This window comes from Trinickia sp. NRRL B-1857, assembly GCF_050470685.1.
GTDB lineage: Bacteria > Pseudomonadota > Gammaproteobacteria > Burkholderiales > Burkholderiaceae > Trinickia.
Genome location: NZ_JBFLUK010000001.1, coordinates 1,598,644 through 1,614,656, shown reverse-complemented (window position 1 = coordinate 1,614,656; position 16,013 = coordinate 1,598,644). Strand labels below are relative to the sequence as shown.

At 63.8% G+C, this 16,013-nt stretch carries 12 protein-coding genes; 6 read left to right on the top strand and 6 right to left on the bottom strand.

Going from position 1 to position 16,013, the window contains the following annotated elements; all coding sequences use genetic code 11:
* Positions 1 to 7: 7 nt before the first annotated feature.
* Positions 8 to 2,107, top strand: coding sequence for a fused uroporphyrinogen-III synthase HemD/membrane protein HemX (gene hemDX / locus AB1286_RS07100; protein WP_430362592.1), 2,100 nt, complete (start codon positions 8 to 10; stop codon positions 2,105 to 2,107).
* Positions 2,108 to 2,109: 2 nt separating this feature from the next.
* Entirely contained in the window at positions 2,110 to 3,303 is a 1,194-nt protein-coding gene (locus AB1286_RS07095) for a heme biosynthesis protein HemY (protein ID WP_430362591.1), read from the top strand.
* Positions 3,304 to 3,358: 55 nt separating this feature from the next.
* Here the strand turns inward: AB1286_RS07095 and AB1286_RS07090 are convergent, their stop codons facing one another.
* The 3 genes from AB1286_RS07090 to AB1286_RS07080 all read right to left on the bottom strand — a co-directional run bounded on the left by AB1286_RS07090 (position 3,359) and on the right by AB1286_RS07080 (position 7,011).
* Positions 3,359 to 4,675: an MFS transporter gene (locus tag AB1286_RS07090; RefSeq protein ID WP_430362590.1), complete on the bottom strand. Its 1,317-nt coding sequence runs from the start codon at positions 4,673 to 4,675 to the stop codon at positions 3,359 to 3,361.
* 48 nt (positions 4,676 to 4,723) lie between these two features.
* Positions 4,724 to 5,482 (bottom strand): SDR family oxidoreductase, encoded by a 759-nt coding sequence (locus AB1286_RS07085; RefSeq protein ID WP_430362589.1) that lies wholly within the window; start codon positions 5,480 to 5,482, stop codon positions 4,724 to 4,726.
* Between the two features lie 89 nt (positions 5,483 to 5,571).
* Complete coding sequence (locus AB1286_RS07080; RefSeq protein WP_430362588.1) at positions 5,572 to 7,011, bottom strand: aldehyde dehydrogenase family protein; 1,440 nt, start codon at positions 7,009 to 7,011, stop codon at positions 5,572 to 5,574.
* A gap of 226 nt (positions 7,012 to 7,237) precedes the next feature.
* Here AB1286_RS07080 and ppa point away from each other — a divergent pair, with 226 nt between their 5' ends.
* Positions 7,238 to 7,765 (top strand): inorganic diphosphatase, encoded by a 528-nt coding sequence (gene ppa / locus AB1286_RS07075; protein ID WP_102649086.1) that lies wholly within the window; start codon positions 7,238 to 7,240, stop codon positions 7,763 to 7,765.
* On the opposite strand, the gene AB1286_RS07070 is transcribed toward ppa, so the two are convergent.
* Entirely contained in the window at positions 7,755 to 8,027 is a 273-nt protein-coding gene (locus AB1286_RS07070; protein ID WP_430362587.1) for a GIY-YIG nuclease family protein, read from the bottom strand. The genes ppa and AB1286_RS07070 overlap by 11 nt on opposite strands.
* Before the next feature lie 47 nt (positions 8,028 to 8,074).
* A complete protein-coding gene (locus AB1286_RS07065; RefSeq protein WP_430362586.1) occupies positions 8,075 to 9,250 on the bottom strand; it encodes a GNAT family N-acetyltransferase in 1,176 nt (391 codons plus the stop codon).
* 95 nt (positions 9,251 to 9,345) lie between these two features.
* Here AB1286_RS07065 and AB1286_RS07060 point away from each other — a divergent pair, with 95 nt between their 5' ends.
* Positions 9,346 to 11,040 (top strand): NAD+ synthase, encoded by a 1,695-nt coding sequence (locus AB1286_RS07060; protein WP_430362585.1) that lies wholly within the window; start codon positions 9,346 to 9,348, stop codon positions 11,038 to 11,040.
* Between the two features lie 61 nt (positions 11,041 to 11,101).
* Positions 11,102 to 11,440, top strand: coding sequence for a P-II family nitrogen regulator (locus AB1286_RS07055; RefSeq protein WP_102649078.1), 339 nt, complete (start codon positions 11,102 to 11,104; stop codon positions 11,438 to 11,440).
* A 229-nt stretch (positions 11,441 to 11,669) separates the two neighbouring features.
* On the opposite strand, the gene AB1286_RS07050 is transcribed toward AB1286_RS07055, so the two are convergent.
* Positions 11,670 to 12,797: a porin gene (locus tag AB1286_RS07050; protein WP_430362584.1), complete on the bottom strand. Its 1,128-nt coding sequence runs from the start codon at positions 12,795 to 12,797 to the stop codon at positions 11,670 to 11,672.
* 675 nt (positions 12,798 to 13,472) lie between these two features.
* Between AB1286_RS07050 and AB1286_RS07045 the strand changes: the two genes are divergently transcribed.
* On the top strand, positions 13,473 to 16,013 hold the full coding sequence (locus tag AB1286_RS07045) for a type VI secretion system Vgr family protein (protein ID WP_430362583.1): 2,541 nt from the start codon (positions 13,473 to 13,475) through the stop codon (positions 16,011 to 16,013).

Genomic DNA, 16,013 nt, shown 5'->3' with positions numbered 1-16,013 from the left:
CGCATCGATGGCGAGCGTCGAGCCCGGTCACGCCTTTCCAGACGAACGCGCCGCCGGCGCGCGCTTTACGGCCGTGCTGACGCGCCCGGCCGGGCAGTCGGCTGCCCTTGCCGCGGCGCTCGAGCGCGCGGGTATCGCCGCGTTCGACTTTCCTCTGATCGACATCGCCGCCGCCGCGGACGACGCGCCGCTTCGCAGCGCGTTGGCATCGCTCGAGCGCTACGCGCTCGTGGTCTTCGTCTCGCCCAACGCTATCGAGCGGGCGCTTAGCACCGCGCCGGGGCTGGTTTGGCCGGCGCATGTTCCGATCGGCGTCGTGGGACCCGGTAGCGTCGCCGAGCTGGCCCGATACGGCATCGCGGCGCCGTCGCACCAGGTGATCGCACCGGCCGGGGCGGATACGGCCCTTGAAACCGACCCGGCTTCGGCGAGCGCCGAGGCGAACGAGAACGGCGGGGGCAATGGCGATGCGGGCACACGCTTCGACTCCGAGGCCCTTTTTGCCGCGCTGACGGATCGTTTGGGGCTCGCGGCGTTGACCGGCCGGCCCGTGCTGATCGTGCGCGGGGACGGTGGCCGCGAGTGGCTGGCCGATCGCTTGCGCGAAGCGGGCGCCCTCGTGGAAGCCGTGTGCGCCTACCGGCGCGTCGTGCCCGTGCCGTCGGCCGAGGCTTGGGCGCGCGTGCGCGCCCTCGTCGGCGGCGCGCCGCATGCTTGGCTGCTCACGAGCTCGGAAGGGGTGCGCAACCTCGATGCGCTTACGCACGCCTCGCTCGAGCCCGCCGAACGCGCGGCTCTGCTGCATGCGCCGATCGTCGCGCCGCACCCGCGCATCGCGGAAACGGCACGGGCGGTAGGTTTTGATACGATTACGACATCCGGCCCCGGCGATGCGCGCATCCTCGCGGCCTTGCGCGCTCTATCCGCATCGTCTCGCGCCGCACTCGACCCACCGGCTTGGGCTGCCACGGCTCAGGCCTCATCCTCGACTCATTCGCGCATGACTGATACGAACCAAGAATCGTCTTCCGCCTCGTTCCAGCCGGCTGCGACGCCGCCGTTTCCCCCGCCGATGCCGCCCGTCTACGACGCGCCGCGGCGTCGCCGCGGCGGCCTCGTCTGGATCGTCCTCATCGTGCTGGCCGTCGCAACCGGCATTGCGGCCTTCGCCTTGAACCGAAAGCTCGACCGGCTCGATGCCCAACTCGCCGCGCGGCAGCAGGCGCTCGTTGCGCAAACGGCCGAGCTGCGCATGAAGACGGAACAAGCGACGGCGACGGCGCATCAGACCGACGCCGAGTTGCAGCAACTGCAAGGCAAGCTCGCAGACGCTCAGACGGCGCAGCAGGCATTGCAACAGCAGTATCAAAATCTCGCCGCCAACCGGGACGATTGGACGCTCGCCGAAGTCGAGCAAATCCTCTCGAGCGCGAGCCAGCAGTTGCAGCTCACCGGCAATACGCAGCTTGCGCTCTTTGCGCTCCAAAGCGCCGATACGCGCCTGGCGGGATCGTCGAGCCCGCAGGCGGTCGTCGTGCGGCGGGCGATCGCACAGGACCTCGACAAGCTCCGGGCGGCGCCTTCCACCGATCTGACCGGCTTTGCGATCAAGCTCGACGACGCCATCGCTCAAGTGGACACGCTGCCCTTGCTCGGCGAGGTTCACAGCGCCCAGGCGGCGAAAGCGCCGGCGTCCGCGCCGGTGCCGGCGAGCGCGGCCGTGCCCGGCGAATCGCGCGTAGCGCATTGGTGGCGCGTGTTTGCGAACGCGGCCGGCGAGGAGTTGAGGGCTCTCGTACAGGTGCGCCGGCTCGACAACGCCGACGCGATGCTCAATTCGCCGCAGCAAGGCGAATTCATTCGCGACAACGTGAAGCTACGGCTGCTCTCGGCTCGTTTGGGATTGCTCTCGCGCAATCAGGCGACGCTCGAGTCGGATTTGAAGGAGGCTGACGCGGCGCTCGCGCGCTACTTCGACGGTGCCTCCAAACGGACGCAGACGGTGCGTGCGCTGATCAAGGACGTGGCGCAGGGCGCGCAATCGGTCGCGGTGCCGAACTTGAACACGAGCCTGCAAGCGATTCACGACTATAAGAGCCGAGGCTGACGATGGCACTCAGAGGACTCTTGTGGCTCGCTTTGCTGTTCGTGCTTGCGGTCGTGCTGGCCACCGTCGGCCATTTCGACGCCGGCCAGGTACTGATCGTCTATCCGCCGTATCGCGTGGACGTCTCGCTCAATCTCGTCGTCGTCGGGATCGTCGCCCTGTTTATCGTGCTCTATGCGGCGATTCGCTTCGGCCGCAACGTATGGACGATGCCGCAGCGCGTGGCCGCTTATCGCGTGCGGGCGAAAGAGGCGAAGGCCCACGCGGCTTTGCGCGATGCGATCGGTAATCTCTATGCGGGACGCTTTTCGCGGGCGGAGAAAGCGGCGCGCGAAGCGTTGTCGCTCGAATCGAACAAGGGCGCGGCCGGCATCGTCGCCGCTGTGGCCGCGCATCGGATGCGCGAGTACGTGCGTCGCGACGAGTGGCTCGCCGCCATCGATGCGCCCGACTGGCAAGACGCGCGTCTGATGGCCAGCGCCGACATGCGCGCCGACGGACGCGATCCGGACGGCGCGTTGATGGCGCTGACCGAAATGCAGGCGCAGGGCACGCGCCGCATCCATGCGCAGCAGATCGCCTTGCGTGCGCAGCAGCAACTCAAGAATTGGGCGGAGGTGCTCAAGCTCGTCAAGACGCTCGAGAAGCGCGAAGCGCTGCATCCGACCGTCGCCGTGCGCTTGCGCCAGCAGGCGGCCGAGAACTTGCTGCGCGATCGCCGCCACGACCCCGACGCGCTGCTCGCGCTTTGGAACTCCCTGGCTGTCGTCGAGCGTCAATCTCCGCGCTTGGCCGATTTGGCCGCCGAACTGCTGATCGCGCTGAACCGGCAGCAGGATGCGCGCAAGATCGTCGAGGAAGCGCTGGCCCACAACTGGGACGCGAGACTTTTGCGTCGCTATCCGGAGACGGCGCAAGCCGATGCGTTGCCGCTGATTCAAAAGGCCGAAGGCTGGCGCAAGGAGCGCACCGAGGATCCGGACCTGCTGTTCGCCTTGGGACGCCTGTGCTTGCACCAGCAGCTCTGGGGCAAGGCCCAATCGTTCTTGGAGTCCGCCTTGCGGCTCGCCGGCGATAACGATGCTCTCGTGATTCGCACGCACCGCGCGCTTGCGCGGTTGTTCGAAGAGCTCGGCGATGCCGAACGCGCGGCCGAGCACTATCGTGCCAGCGCGCTGGCGATGAAGATCGTTTGAGCCTACGCGCCGCCCACCGCAAAGGTGGGCGGCGTTTTCCGCGCGCGTCTGTTTTTCACTTGTCCACGAGCCGCGCCGGCACGCTGAGCGCGAGCAAGGCGCCGAGCACCATGAACGCGGCGAGCATATACATGCCCGAATCGTTCGCGCCGGTGGCCTGCTTGAGCCAGCCCACCGCATAGGGGCTCAGAAACCCCGCCAAGTTGCCGATCGAGTTGACCATCGCGATGCCGGCCGCCGCGCCGGCACCGGCGAGGAACGCTGTCGGCAGACTCCAAAAGAGCGGCAATGCCGTGATGATGCCGGCCGTGGCCAGCGTGAGCGCGGCCATCGCGAGCATCGTGTTGTGCGCCCATCCAACCGATAGGACGAGACCCAGCGCCCCGGCGAGGCCCGGGATGGCGACGTGCCAGCGCCGCTCGCGCCGTTTGTCGGCGCTACGGGCGACGACGATCATGGCGACGACCGCCACGGCAAACGGAATGGCCGAGAGCAAGCCGATCGAGAAAGCGTCGGTTACGCCGGTGGCTTTGATGATCGTGGGCAACCAAAAACTGACACCGTAGAGCCCCATGACGAACGACAGGTAGATGAGGCTCATGAGCCAGACGCGCCCGCTCGCGAGCACGGTGCCGAGCGAAAGTTCTTCCTTGCCGGCGTCCTCGAGCGCGATGTTGCGTTCGAGCAGTTGCTTTTCCTCGTTCGTCAGCCAACGGGCCTTCTGGATACGGTCGTCGAGCAGAAAGAAGACGAGCACGCCGGCCAGCACGGAGGGCAGCCCTTCGAGCAAAAACAGCCATTGCCAGCCTTGCCAGCCGTTGGCGCCGTCGAAGCTTTTGAGGATATAGCCCGAGACCGGGCCGCCGACCACGCCCGATAGCGCAACCGCCGTCATGAACCAGGTGGTCATGCGCCCGCGCCGATGCGCCGGATACCAGTAGGTCAAATAAAGGATGATGCCGGGGAAGAAACCCGCCTCCGCGAGCCCGAGCAAAAAGCGCATCGCATAGAACATGGCGGGCGTCGTGACGAACATCGTGAGCGCCGAAATTACCCCCCACGACACCATGATCCGCGCCACCCAGAGCCTCGCGCCGACGCGATGCAAAATCAGATTGCTCGGAATTTCGAACAAAAAGTAGCCGAGAAAGAAGATGCCCGCGCCGAGGCCGTAGACGGCATCGCTCAAGTGCAGCGCCGAGGCCATTTGCAGCTTCGCGAAGCCGACGTTGACGCGATCGAGATACGCAACGAGGTAGCACACGAGCAGCAGCGGCAAGAGCCGCCACGACACCTTGCGGTAAGTGGCGGCTTCGAAGCTTGAGCTGGGCGCGAGCTTCGAGAGCGGATCGATGCGATTGGAACTTGCCATGGTGTCTCCTCTTCGTTGTGATAGTTCGTTCGGGTACGGGGTGGGCGATCAGACGCAGCGTCCGCCGTCGACTTCGAGGCTCACGCCGGTGATGAACGCGGCGTCGTCGGAGGCGAGATAAAGCGCGGCGTTCGCGACATCCTGCGGGGTCGAGAACCGGGCTAGCGGGATGCCGGCGAGAAACCGCTGGCGGTTCTCGGGCGTGTCCTCGCAGCCCATGAATTCGGTGAGGAGTCCCGTTGCGCCGATGACGGGATTCACGCAGTTGACGCGGATGCCGTCGGGTCCGAGCTCGGCTGCCAGCGCGCGGCTCGCGACGACCACGGCGCCCTTGCTGCCGTTGTACCAAACGAGGCCCGGTCGCGGCCGCACGGCGGCCGTCGAGGCGATGTTGACGAAGACTCCGGCGCCTTGCTCGCGAAAGTGCGGCACGAACGCCTGCACACTCCAAAAAATGCTTTTGACGTTGACCGCGTAGACGCGATCGAACTCGGCCTCCGTCACGTCCATGACCGGCTTATTGCGATGCGTCGTTCCCGCGTTGTTGACGACGATGTGCACACGGCCGAAGTCGTCGAGCGCCGCCTCGCGCAGCGTGTGCCAGTCGTCGATTTTCGTGACGTCGCCCGTGATTGCGATGGCGCGTCCGCCCGCAAGCGCGATCTCGCTGGCGACCCGTTCGGCCGCCGCGCCGTTCAGGTCGTTCACCACCACGTTCGCGCCTTCGCGCGCGAATGTCTTGGCGATGCCTTCGCCGAAACCCGAGCCGGCGCCCGTGACCACCGCCGTTTTGCCCTCCAACCGCATGGTGTCTTCCTCCTGGCCCGTTCGGCCTGTCGATGTATTGCGCGATGCGTTTTATGGCTTACGTCTTGCGGCCGGTCCAACGCGAGCGGTTAGCCGTGCTTGATCGCGATCGTCTTGAGCGTGGTGAAGCCGTACAGCGCTTCGAAGCCTTTCTCGCGACCGTGGCCCGATTGGCCCGTACCGCCGAACGGCAATTCGACGCCGCCGCCGGCGCCATAGTTGTTGATGAAGACTTGGCCCGCGCGCAGCCGCCGCGCCAAGCGCATTTGCCTTGCGCCGTCGCGGGTCCAAAGGCCGGCGACGAGCCCATAGCGCGTGCCGTTCGCGAGTGCCAGCGCCTCTTGCTCGTCCTCGAAGCGCTGTACGGCGAGCACGGGGCCGAAGATCTCTTCCTGGGCGATCCGGTGCGCGGCGGGCACGTCGGCGAACAGCGTCGGCGCTTGATAGAACCCGCCGCTCGGTGCATCGGCGACGATCTCGCCCCGACCGGCGACGCGGATGCCATCGCGCTCGGCTTCGGCGACGAAGCTTGCCACGCGCGCGTGTTGTTTGGCGTTGATGAGCGGGCCACAATCGAGGTTGCGTTCGCTCGGACCGACGCGCAGCGCGTTGAAAGCCGCGGCTAGGCGCTCGAGCAGCGTGCCGTAGACGGCCTGCTCGACCAGGATGCGGCTGCCCGCGGAGCATGTTTGCCCGGCGTTTTGAACGATCGCCGCGACGAGCATTGGGAGTGCGGCGTCGAGGTCGGCGTCGGCGAAGACGATTTGCGGCGATTTGCCGCCGAGCTCGAGCGTGACGGGGGCGTGGTGCTCGGCAGCCAGTTGCGAGACGAGCGCCCCCACGCTCGGCGAGCCCGTGAACGAAATATGATCGACGCCTGGGTGACGCGCGAGCGCTGCGCCCGCTTCCGTTCCATAGCCTGTTACGACGTTCAGCGCGCCCGCCGGCAAGCCGGCTTCGGCGGAAAGCGCCGCCACGCGCAGCAGCGACAGGCACGCGTCTTCGGACGGTTTGACGACGCATGCGTTGCCGGCGGCGAGCGCGGCGCCGACACTGCGTCCGAAGATCTGCATCGGGTAGTTCCAGGGCACGATATGGCCGGTGACGCCATGCGGCTCGCGCACCGTCATGACCGTGTAGCCCGACTGATAGGGCAGCGTCGCGCCGTGCAGCTTGTCGCACGCACCGGCGTAAAACTCGAAGTAGCGGGCGAGCGCCGCGGCGTCGGCGCGTGCTTCGCGCAGCGGCTTGCCGGTATCGCGGGCTTCTAGGCGAGCGAGCTCGTCGCCGCAGGTCGCAATGAGCATCGAGAGCCGGTACAGGATCCGGCCACGCTCGGCGGCGCTCGTTTGACCCCACGCGCCGCCGGCGGCCGTGCGGGCGGCATCGACGGCCGCGTCGATGTCGTCGGCGTTACCGCGCGCGATGCGCGTGAAGGACTGGCCGTCGGACGGATCGATCGTCTCGATCGACTCGCTCGAGGCAGGCGCGGCCCAGTTGCCGCCGATGAAGTGCTTCGCTTCTTCCATCCAAGCCCCCTCGGGGTAATGCGGAACCCGTCACTAGCGCGATTATGGCGCGATCCACGCGGGAAGTGCACACGCGCCGCTCGGCTATAATGGCGCGCAATGCTTGCTGCCTGCTTGCCGCTCGGCGGGCGCTGCGCGCAGCGCGTCGCGACCAGCCGTGCACCGCCGCCGCGTGCGGCGGCGCGAGCCTCACGTTTTCCCGTTTTTATTTCCACTAGAGAACGCCATGAGCTTCAATCACGTCCCCGCGGGCAAGGATCTTCCGCAAGACTTCAACGTCATCATCGAAATCCCGGCGCAAAGCGATCCGGTCAAGTACGAAGCGGACAAGGAATTGGGCATGCTCGTCGTCGACCGCTTCATCGGCACCGGCATGCGCTACCCGGTCAACTACGGCTACATTCCGCAAACGCTCTCGGGCGACGGCGATCCCGTCGACGTGCTCGTCATCACGCCGTTCCCGCTGATCCCGGGCTGCGTCGTGCGCTCGCGTGCGCTCGGCATGCTTCAAATGACCGACGAATCGGGCGTCGACGCGAAGCTGGTCGCCGTGCCGCACGACAAGCTGTGCCCGATGACGGCGCACATGAAGTCGATCGACGACGTGCCCGCTTACCTGAAGGACCAGATCAAGCACTTCTTCGAGCAATACAAGGCGCTCGAGAAGGGCAAGTGGGTGAAGGTCGAAGGATGGGCCGGCATCGATGCTGCGCACAAGGAAATCACCGAAGGCATCGCGAACTTCAAGAAGTAAGTACCGAGGCGAGCGTGCGCGCGCCTGCCGCGAGCGCACGCTTGTCTGCCGCCGACAGTTGCTTGACTCGGTATTCGGCGCGCAATGCGCTCGACCGATCGGCAAGCTCGAACGAGGCGAGTAGCGCGACGGGCTTGCGCGCGCGCGTATAGCGGGCGCCCTTGCCGGTCGCATGTTTCGCATACCGTGCCTGGACATCGGTGGCGATGCCCGTGTAGACGCTGCCGTCGTCACACTCGATCAAATAGAGAAACCAGGTCATCGCGCTTGGGGCTCTTCGTTTTTCTGTCTTCTACCATGCATCCCGCGCTAGGCGCGCTTTCTGAACGGATCGTGCTCGCGTAGTTCGTCGACGTGTGCGTGGATAAGGTTCGCCTCGTTGTCGAGGAAACGCGCGACCGCATCGGCGAACGCCGGGTGCGCGAGCCAGTGCGCCGAGTGCGTCACGGTGGGCATGAAGCCGCGTGCCATCTTGTGCTCGCCTTGCGCGCCGCCTTCGAACATCGCCAGCTTTTCCTCGATGCAAAACTCGAGCGGCTGATAGTAAGCCGTTTCGAAATGCAGGCACGGCACGTGTTCGAGTGCGCCCCAGTAACGCCCGTAGAGCGTTCCTCCTGTTTTCTCGTCGCGTTGGTAGACGAGCAGCGAACTCGCGATGGGCCGCCCCTCGTGTTCGGCGATGACGAGCAGCAGGTTCTCCGGCATCGATTGTCCGATCGTCCGGAAAAAATCCAGATTCAGGTACGGCGACGAAAAGTGCTCGCGATAGGTTTGCCGATAGCAACGGTTGAACAAGCGCCAATCGGCGTCGGTCGCGTCCTCTCCACGCACGCGCCGAAACGTGATTCCGGCATCGCGTACCTTGCGCCGCTCGGCGCGGATGTTTTTCCTCTTTTTTTGCTCGAGCGTCGAGAGGAAATCGTCGAAGTGGCGGTAGCCGTCGTTGAGCCAGTGAAACTGGATGCCTTGGCGGCGCATCATACCCATTTGCGCGAGCGCGTCGGCCTCTTGTTCGGTGGGGAAGAGCACGTGCAGCGACGATACCTCCGACTGTTCCGCCAGCGCGACGAGCGTCGCCGCGAGCTGGCGACGCGCGGCGTCGTCCACGGCCATGAGACGCGTGCCCTGCACCGGCGTGAAGGGCAGGGCGCAGACGAGCTTGGGATAGTAGGCAAGGCCGTTGCGCTGATAGGCGTCGGCCCAGGCCCAATCGAACACGTATTCGCCGTAGGAATGGTTCTTGACGTACAGCGGCGCGGCGGCGGCGAGCGCGCCTGTTTTGTCGTCGACGAGCGTGACGAAGCGCGGCCCCCAGCCGGTGTCTTCCGTCGCGCATTGCGTGCTCGTGAGCGCGCTCAGGAACTCGTGCCGCAGGAACGGCGTTGGCTGCTCCTGGCGCGCCACGAGCGCATTCCATTCACGTGCGTCGACTTCGGCCGGCGAGCCGAGGAGCCCCATGCGATAATCGATGCGTTCCTGTTTCAACTGTCTAACCGTGTTCAGCGGGACGGCGCGGCGCGCCCGTCGTTCCTTTTTGTCGAGTCATCCGGCCGCACTAAGCGGCTTGCCGCTCACTGCCCATGAAGACCCGTATCGCTTTAGCCCAAATCAACGTTACCGTTGGCGACTTCGCCGGCAACATCGCGAAAATCGTCGATTGCGCGCAAGCCGCGCATCGCGACGGTGCCAAGCTCGTCATCACGCCCGAGCTTTCGCTATCGGGCTATCCGCCCGAAGACCTGCTGCTTCGCCCGGCGTTTTATGCCGCCAGCGCCGCGGCGCTCGCCGAACTCGCGCAGCGGCTGAAACCGCTGACCGGGCTGCATGTGATCGTCGGCCATCCGCACCGCGTTGTCGATAGCGAGAGCGGTCATGGTAATGCAAACCGGCCTATCGAGCGCGGCGTGTCGCCTGTCGACACCTACAACGCGGCTTCGCTGATCGTCGACGGCTGCGTGGTCGGCACCTACATGAAGCAAGACCTGCCCAATACCGAGGTATTCGACGAGAAACGCTACTTCGCGTCGGCCACGACGCCTTTCGTCTTTACGCTCGACGGCGTCAAGTACGGGATCATCATCTGCGAAGATGCCTGGCACGCCTCGGCCGCACAACTCGCGAAAGCGGCGGGTGCGCAAGTGCTGCTGATTCCGAACGGCTCGCCGTTCCACATGAACAAGGAAGCGACCCGCGTCGATATCGTGCGCTCGCGCATCGCCGAGACGGGCTTGCCCGTCGCCTATGTGAACATGGTGGGCGGTCAGGACGAACTGATTTTCGACGGCGGCTCGTTCGTGCTCGATGCCCAAGGCGAAATGGTCGCGCGGATGCCGCAATTTGCCGAGGGCCATGCGATCGTCGAATTCGAGGATGGCCGGCCGCTTCCGGGCGAGCTCGCGCAGGCCGATTCGCTTGAAGCGCAGGTGTATGCGGCGCTCGTGCTGGGCGTGCGCGATTACATCGGCAAAAACGGATTCCCCGGCGCCATCATCGGTTTGTCGGGTGGCGTCGATTCGGCGCTCGTGTTGGCGATCGCCTGCGACGCGCTCGGCGCCGATCGCGTGCGTGCCGTCATGATGCCCTCGCGCTATACGGCCGATATCTCCACGTCCGATGCGGCCGAGATGGCGCGACGCGTCGGCGTGCGCTACGACGAAATCGCGATCGCGCCGATGATGGAAGCGTTCCGCGGGGCCCTTTCAAGCGAATTCGAGGGCCTGCCCGAGGATGCGACCGAGGAGAACATTCAGGCGCGCATACGCGGCACGCTGTTGATGGCGCTGTCCAACAAGTTCGGCTCGCTCGTGCTGACGACGGGCAACAAGAGCGAAATGGCCGTGGGCTACTGCACGCTTTACGGCGATATGGCCGGTGGCTTCGCCGTCATCAAGGACATCGCCAAGACGCTTGTGTATCGTCTGTGCCACTACCGCAACGGCGCGTCGTCGTTTGCTAAACGCGACGTCATTCCCGAGCGCATCATCACGCGGGCGCCGTCGGCGGAGTTGCGCGAGAACCAGACCGACCAGGACAGCCTGCCGCCATACGACGTGCTCGACGCGATCATGCGCATGTTCATGGAAGAGGACTGCTCGCTTGCGCAGATCGTTGCGGCCGGCTATGCGCGCGAGGACGTTGCGCGCGTCACGCGCTTGATCAAGCTAAACGAATACAAGCGACGTCAGGCGCCGATCGGCATTCGCGTCACGCATCGGGCGTTCGGCCGCGACTGGCGCTACCCGATTACGTCGCGCTATACCGAACCCGTTCAGTGAACCTGCCGCGCCGCGGCGTAGAATCGATCCACTTGTTTGTCGGACTCCCACGAGGCACATCATGAAACGCATCACCGCCATCATCAAACCGTTCAAGCTCGACGAAGTCCGTGAAGCGCTGGCCGAAGTCGGCCTGACGGGGCTGACCGTCACGGAAGTCAAAGGCTTCGGCCGCCAGAAGGGACATACGGAGCTTTATCGCGGCGCGGAGTATGTCGTCGATTTCCTGCCGAAAGTGAAGATCGAGGTCGTGGTGGCGGCGGCGCAATGCGACCAGGTCATCGACGCGATCATCGGCGCGGCGCGCACGGGCAAGATCGGTGACGGCAAGATCTTCGTGACGGAAGTCGAGCGGGTCATTCGAATTCGCACCGGCGAAGAAAACGAAGCGGCGGTTTGACGCGGCTACGCCTCGGCGAAATACCAATCCGGGGCGCTCGCCGCGCGTGCGTGGCGAGCCGCACCGACGACGCCGGCACGCGTTGCTACAAACGCTATAAAACGTCGATACAAAAAAAACGGTGCGATGCCCTGACGGGACACCGCACCGATACGCGCCTCTCGCAGCAGCGTGAAACTTGAAACTGTGAAACTCAGTTAAATCTGTTCTTTTTGGCTACGCTACTCGCTTAGAACGAGTGTTGAATACCTGCGTAGACGCCCGTTTGGCTGTGGCCAGGCAGCGGGTTTTCGTTGTACGTCGTCGTCGTGCCCGACGTCACGTTGCCGCCGTTGCCGAACGAGTTTGCGTCGAGACCGAAGTTCGCCGACTTGCTGTTACGCACCGTCGCGATCTGGATGTCGAGCAGCGTGCGCTTGGACAAGTTGTACGAACCGCCGATCGTGTAGATCGTCGCATTGCCGAAGCCGTTGTTCGCGTTCACGTGATAAACCGCGGCGATTGCGGCCGCAGCCGGCGTGGCTTGCCACGTGATGCCACCCCATTCGTGATCGAGCGAGGTCGGAGCGCCTGCGGCACCGTTGTAGCCCGACGTACGGAGCGCTTGGTAGACGCCTTGGATCTTGAATTGGCCGAGGAACACGTTCACGCCGGCGGTGTATTCGCGCGAATACGAGAATGCGCCGTCGCCGCCGTTGAGCGTACCGTTTGCCGGGTTGCGGATTTCATCGTACATGCCGCGCACTTGGAAGAGCGGGCTCGTGTACGTCAATTGCAGACCTGCTTCGCGGCCTTGGCCGTTCGGGTTGTTGCCGTTCCAGTTCGTCGAGTTCGACAGCGCGTACTGACCGTAGACGTCGAAGCCGTTCCACTTCGGCGATTGGTACGCGATGTTGTTGCTCGACTGCGGCCAGTTGCGGCCACGTACGAGCGATGCCGACGACCAGTTCGATTGGCCGAACGGATCGAAGTCCCACACGCCGTTGGCGATGTAGAGCATGCGGCCCAACGAGAACGTACCGTAGTTCGCATTGGACAGACCGATCGTGGCCCAGCGATTGAACAGGCCGTTATTGCCGGGGCCCGTGCCGTTCATCGTGTTGAAGCTGCCTTCCAACTTGAACAGAACTTGGTTGCCGCCGCCGATGTCTTCCACGCCCTTCATGCCCCACAGGCTCGTGCCCCAGTCACCGCTCTCAGCGCGCCAACGCGAGGTCGAACCGGTGTAGCTAGCGTTCGGCAGGCCGCTGATGTACTCGAGGCCGGCATCCAAGCGGCCGTACAACGTCACGCTGCTTTGTGCGTGCGCGATGACGCCAGCCGACATGAGCGCCGCGGCGAGCAATGCTTTCTTCATCTTCTCCTCCATTTACCCTGTCAAAAGTGAAGCCACTACTGCGAATAGCGCTCGGGCGAGGCCATCGCCCGAGCGGGAATCCAGTATCAGGGAGATCCTTCGGAACGCTCGAGGGCTAGCTGCTGGCTTGGTGAGCCGGACGTGCTGCGCTCGGGTTCGAGGCCGCTCGTGGGCGGTGTCTCCTCGTTTGAAGTAAAACTACATTTGCAGAACTTTGTTTTGCTACTTTGGTTACTAATTTAGCAAAAATACATGCCTGTGGCCAAGCAAATCGTAGTCTTGCTAGCAGGTGTCTCTTAATTGCCATATTCATATGCTGGGACCGGGTGCCGCGCTCGGCCGCAGGCCCTTGTAGCTCGTAGTGCGACAACCGACGCACATGTTGCGCAAAGTTGTCGTTCAGGGTTTTGGGGATTGACGGGGAATATTGTTGGAGGTAGTTGCAGTGCGGGCGGTGTCGTCAAAATGGGCGAGTTTGGTGCATATCTAATTGCGGCTTCGTGGCGTGACTGAGTGCCTGCTGCCGTCGTCGCGAGCGCGCGGACGAGTAGGGTGACCGTTCAGTTAATGCTGGGGATGTTCCGAATTCAGAGCGCGTGCCATCGCATTTGCTACGACGATTCGATAAAATTGGCTTCCAATAAAACGCACAAGAATCTGAGAGGGCCCATCCCGATGGGATCGAATACCCTATCCGAAGCGATCTATGCCGGCGGCGTGCAGCGTGGCCGGCTGATTCGGCTCGACACGCCGCTGGGCGAAGATTGGTTGCTGCCGCTCTATGCGAAGGGCGTATCGCGCCTTGGCCGCGACTACGAATTCGTTGTCGAAGCCGCTTCCGTCAAAGGCCGCGAAATTGACTTGCAGGCGCTTATCGCGCAGCCGGTAACCCTGTGGCTTCAGCAAACCGACCGCAGCTACTTCCCGCATCACGGCTTTGTAAAAACGTTCTCCCGGCTGGGTGGCGACGGTTATCTGACGTTTTATCAACTCAGCTTTTCGTCGTGGATGTGTTTCTTGCCGCTGAGGCGGGATCTGCGCGACTGGCAGGAGCAGACGGGCGAACAAATCCTCGCGGACGTGTTCGACGAGCACCCGCAGGCCCGGGGCGCTTATCGATTCGATCTGCGCGAGTCGATGCCGCAGTATTCCAATCGCGTGCAGTGGGAGGACGATTGGAACTTCGTTCATCGCAGCTTGGAAGAAGCGGGTGTTTTCGGACGGTTCGAACAGGCGCGTGACGGCAAGTCGCACACGCTCGTGTTGATGGACGATCTTTACTTCGTGCCGGAGCTCGAAGATAAAACCGTGCGCTTCATTCGTACCGGTCTGCGCGAAGAGGTTGATGGATTCACGCAATGGTCGGAGCGGCAGCGGATTCAAAGTGCCACGCTCACCACTCGGACGTTCGATTACAAGCGCCCCGACTTGCCGAAGCAAGTCGATAGCGCGGCGAGCTCCGCTACCGATGGCGCGGTCGATGGTGAGGTCTACGACTACACCGGCGCCTACACCTGGGGGATACGCGACCGCGGCGAGCAGCAAGCGACGGCGCGAGTCCAGGCATGGGAATCGGAGATGAAGCGTTTCGAAGGCATCGGAAGCTTGCGCTCCGCGATGCCGGGTTATTGGTTCACGCTGGCCGGTCACCCTATCCACGACAAAGAGCCCGAACAAGATCGCCAGTTCGCGATTCTCGAGACGCGGTGGACGATTCGCAACAATCTGCCGGGGATGGACGAGATCGCCGATTTCGCCGAAAGCCTGAGCTCGCAGGTACTTCGCGCGATGCGCTTCAATGGTGGCGGCGTAAAGGTGCGCCATCCTGACGGCAGCGACGGATTCTTCCAGGTGGAGATCGAAGCACAGCGGCGCCGCACGCCCTTTCGCAGTCCTTTCGAGCATCGCAAGCCGGTCCTGGAAATGCAAACTGGCATCGTCGCGGGACCTGACGGCGAGGAGATATATACCGACGCGCTCAATCGCGTGAAGGTATGGTTTCCTTGGAACCGGCGCAATCAGGGAGACGAAGGCGCATCGGTTTGGGTGCGTGCGGCGTTTCCCGACGCGGGATCGAGGCGCGGCGGCCACTTTCCGCTGCGCAAAGGCGACGAGGTTGTTGTCGGTTTCATGGGCGGCGACTGCGACCGGCCCGTCATCATGGGCCGGATGCACGGCGGGCCGACGCCGCCCGTCTGGCATTCGAACGGGCTACTGTCGGGTATCCGGTCAAAGGAATACGCGGGTAGCGGCTTCAATCAGCTCGTATTGGACGATGCTACCGGACAGAACCGCATCCATCTTTATTCGACGAGTGCCGACTCGCATCTGCATCTTGGCTATCTCGTCGATCACACCGGCAACACGCGCGGCGGGTATCTGGGTAGCGGCTTCGATTTGAAATCGAGTGCCTATGGCGCGGTCCGGGCAGAGCAGGGTCTGTATGTGTCGACTTATCCGGCCTCCACCAAGCAGCCGTTGGATGTCGCGCAGGTGCGCGCGGAACTCGTGAATGCCGAAAGCGTGATCGAGGGCCTTTCCGACGCGAGCGCGGCGCATCAGGCCGAAAGCCTGAAAGACGGATATGACGCCCTCAAGGCGTTTACCGATGCGACGCAAAAGAAGACGGCCGGCGACGCGTCGGGTGCAGGCCGAACGGCGGGCGGTGGGACGGGCACTGCGAATGGGTTTGCGCAGCCAGTCATGTTGATGGCGAGTCCTTCGGGCATTGCGTTGTCGACGCAGCAATCGGTGCAGGTCAGCGCCGATCAGCACGTGAATGTCGTCAGCGGCGGGAGTACGCATATCGCGAGCGGGAAATCGTTGATTGCCTCGATCGCGGAAAAGCTCAGCCTTTTTGTGCAGAACGCGGGGATGAAGCTCTTTGCGGCGAAGGGCAAGGTCGAAGTGCAGGCTCACGGCGATGGAATCGAATTGCAGGCGCAAAAAAGTGTGAAGCTCGTTTCGGTTGCCGATGTAATCGAAATGGCAGGCAAGCGCGAGATCTTGTTGACCTCTGGCGGGGCGTATATCCGGATCAAGGACGGCAATATCGAAATGCATGCGCCTGGAACGATCGATGTGAAAGGGGCTAAGCGGATATTTGCGGGGCCGACGGAAATGCCCTATCCGATGCCGCAACTGCCGCGCGAGATCTGCGTAGAGTGCATGATCCGTGCAGCACGCGCCAAGATGCCTTTCGCCATCAGCAATTGA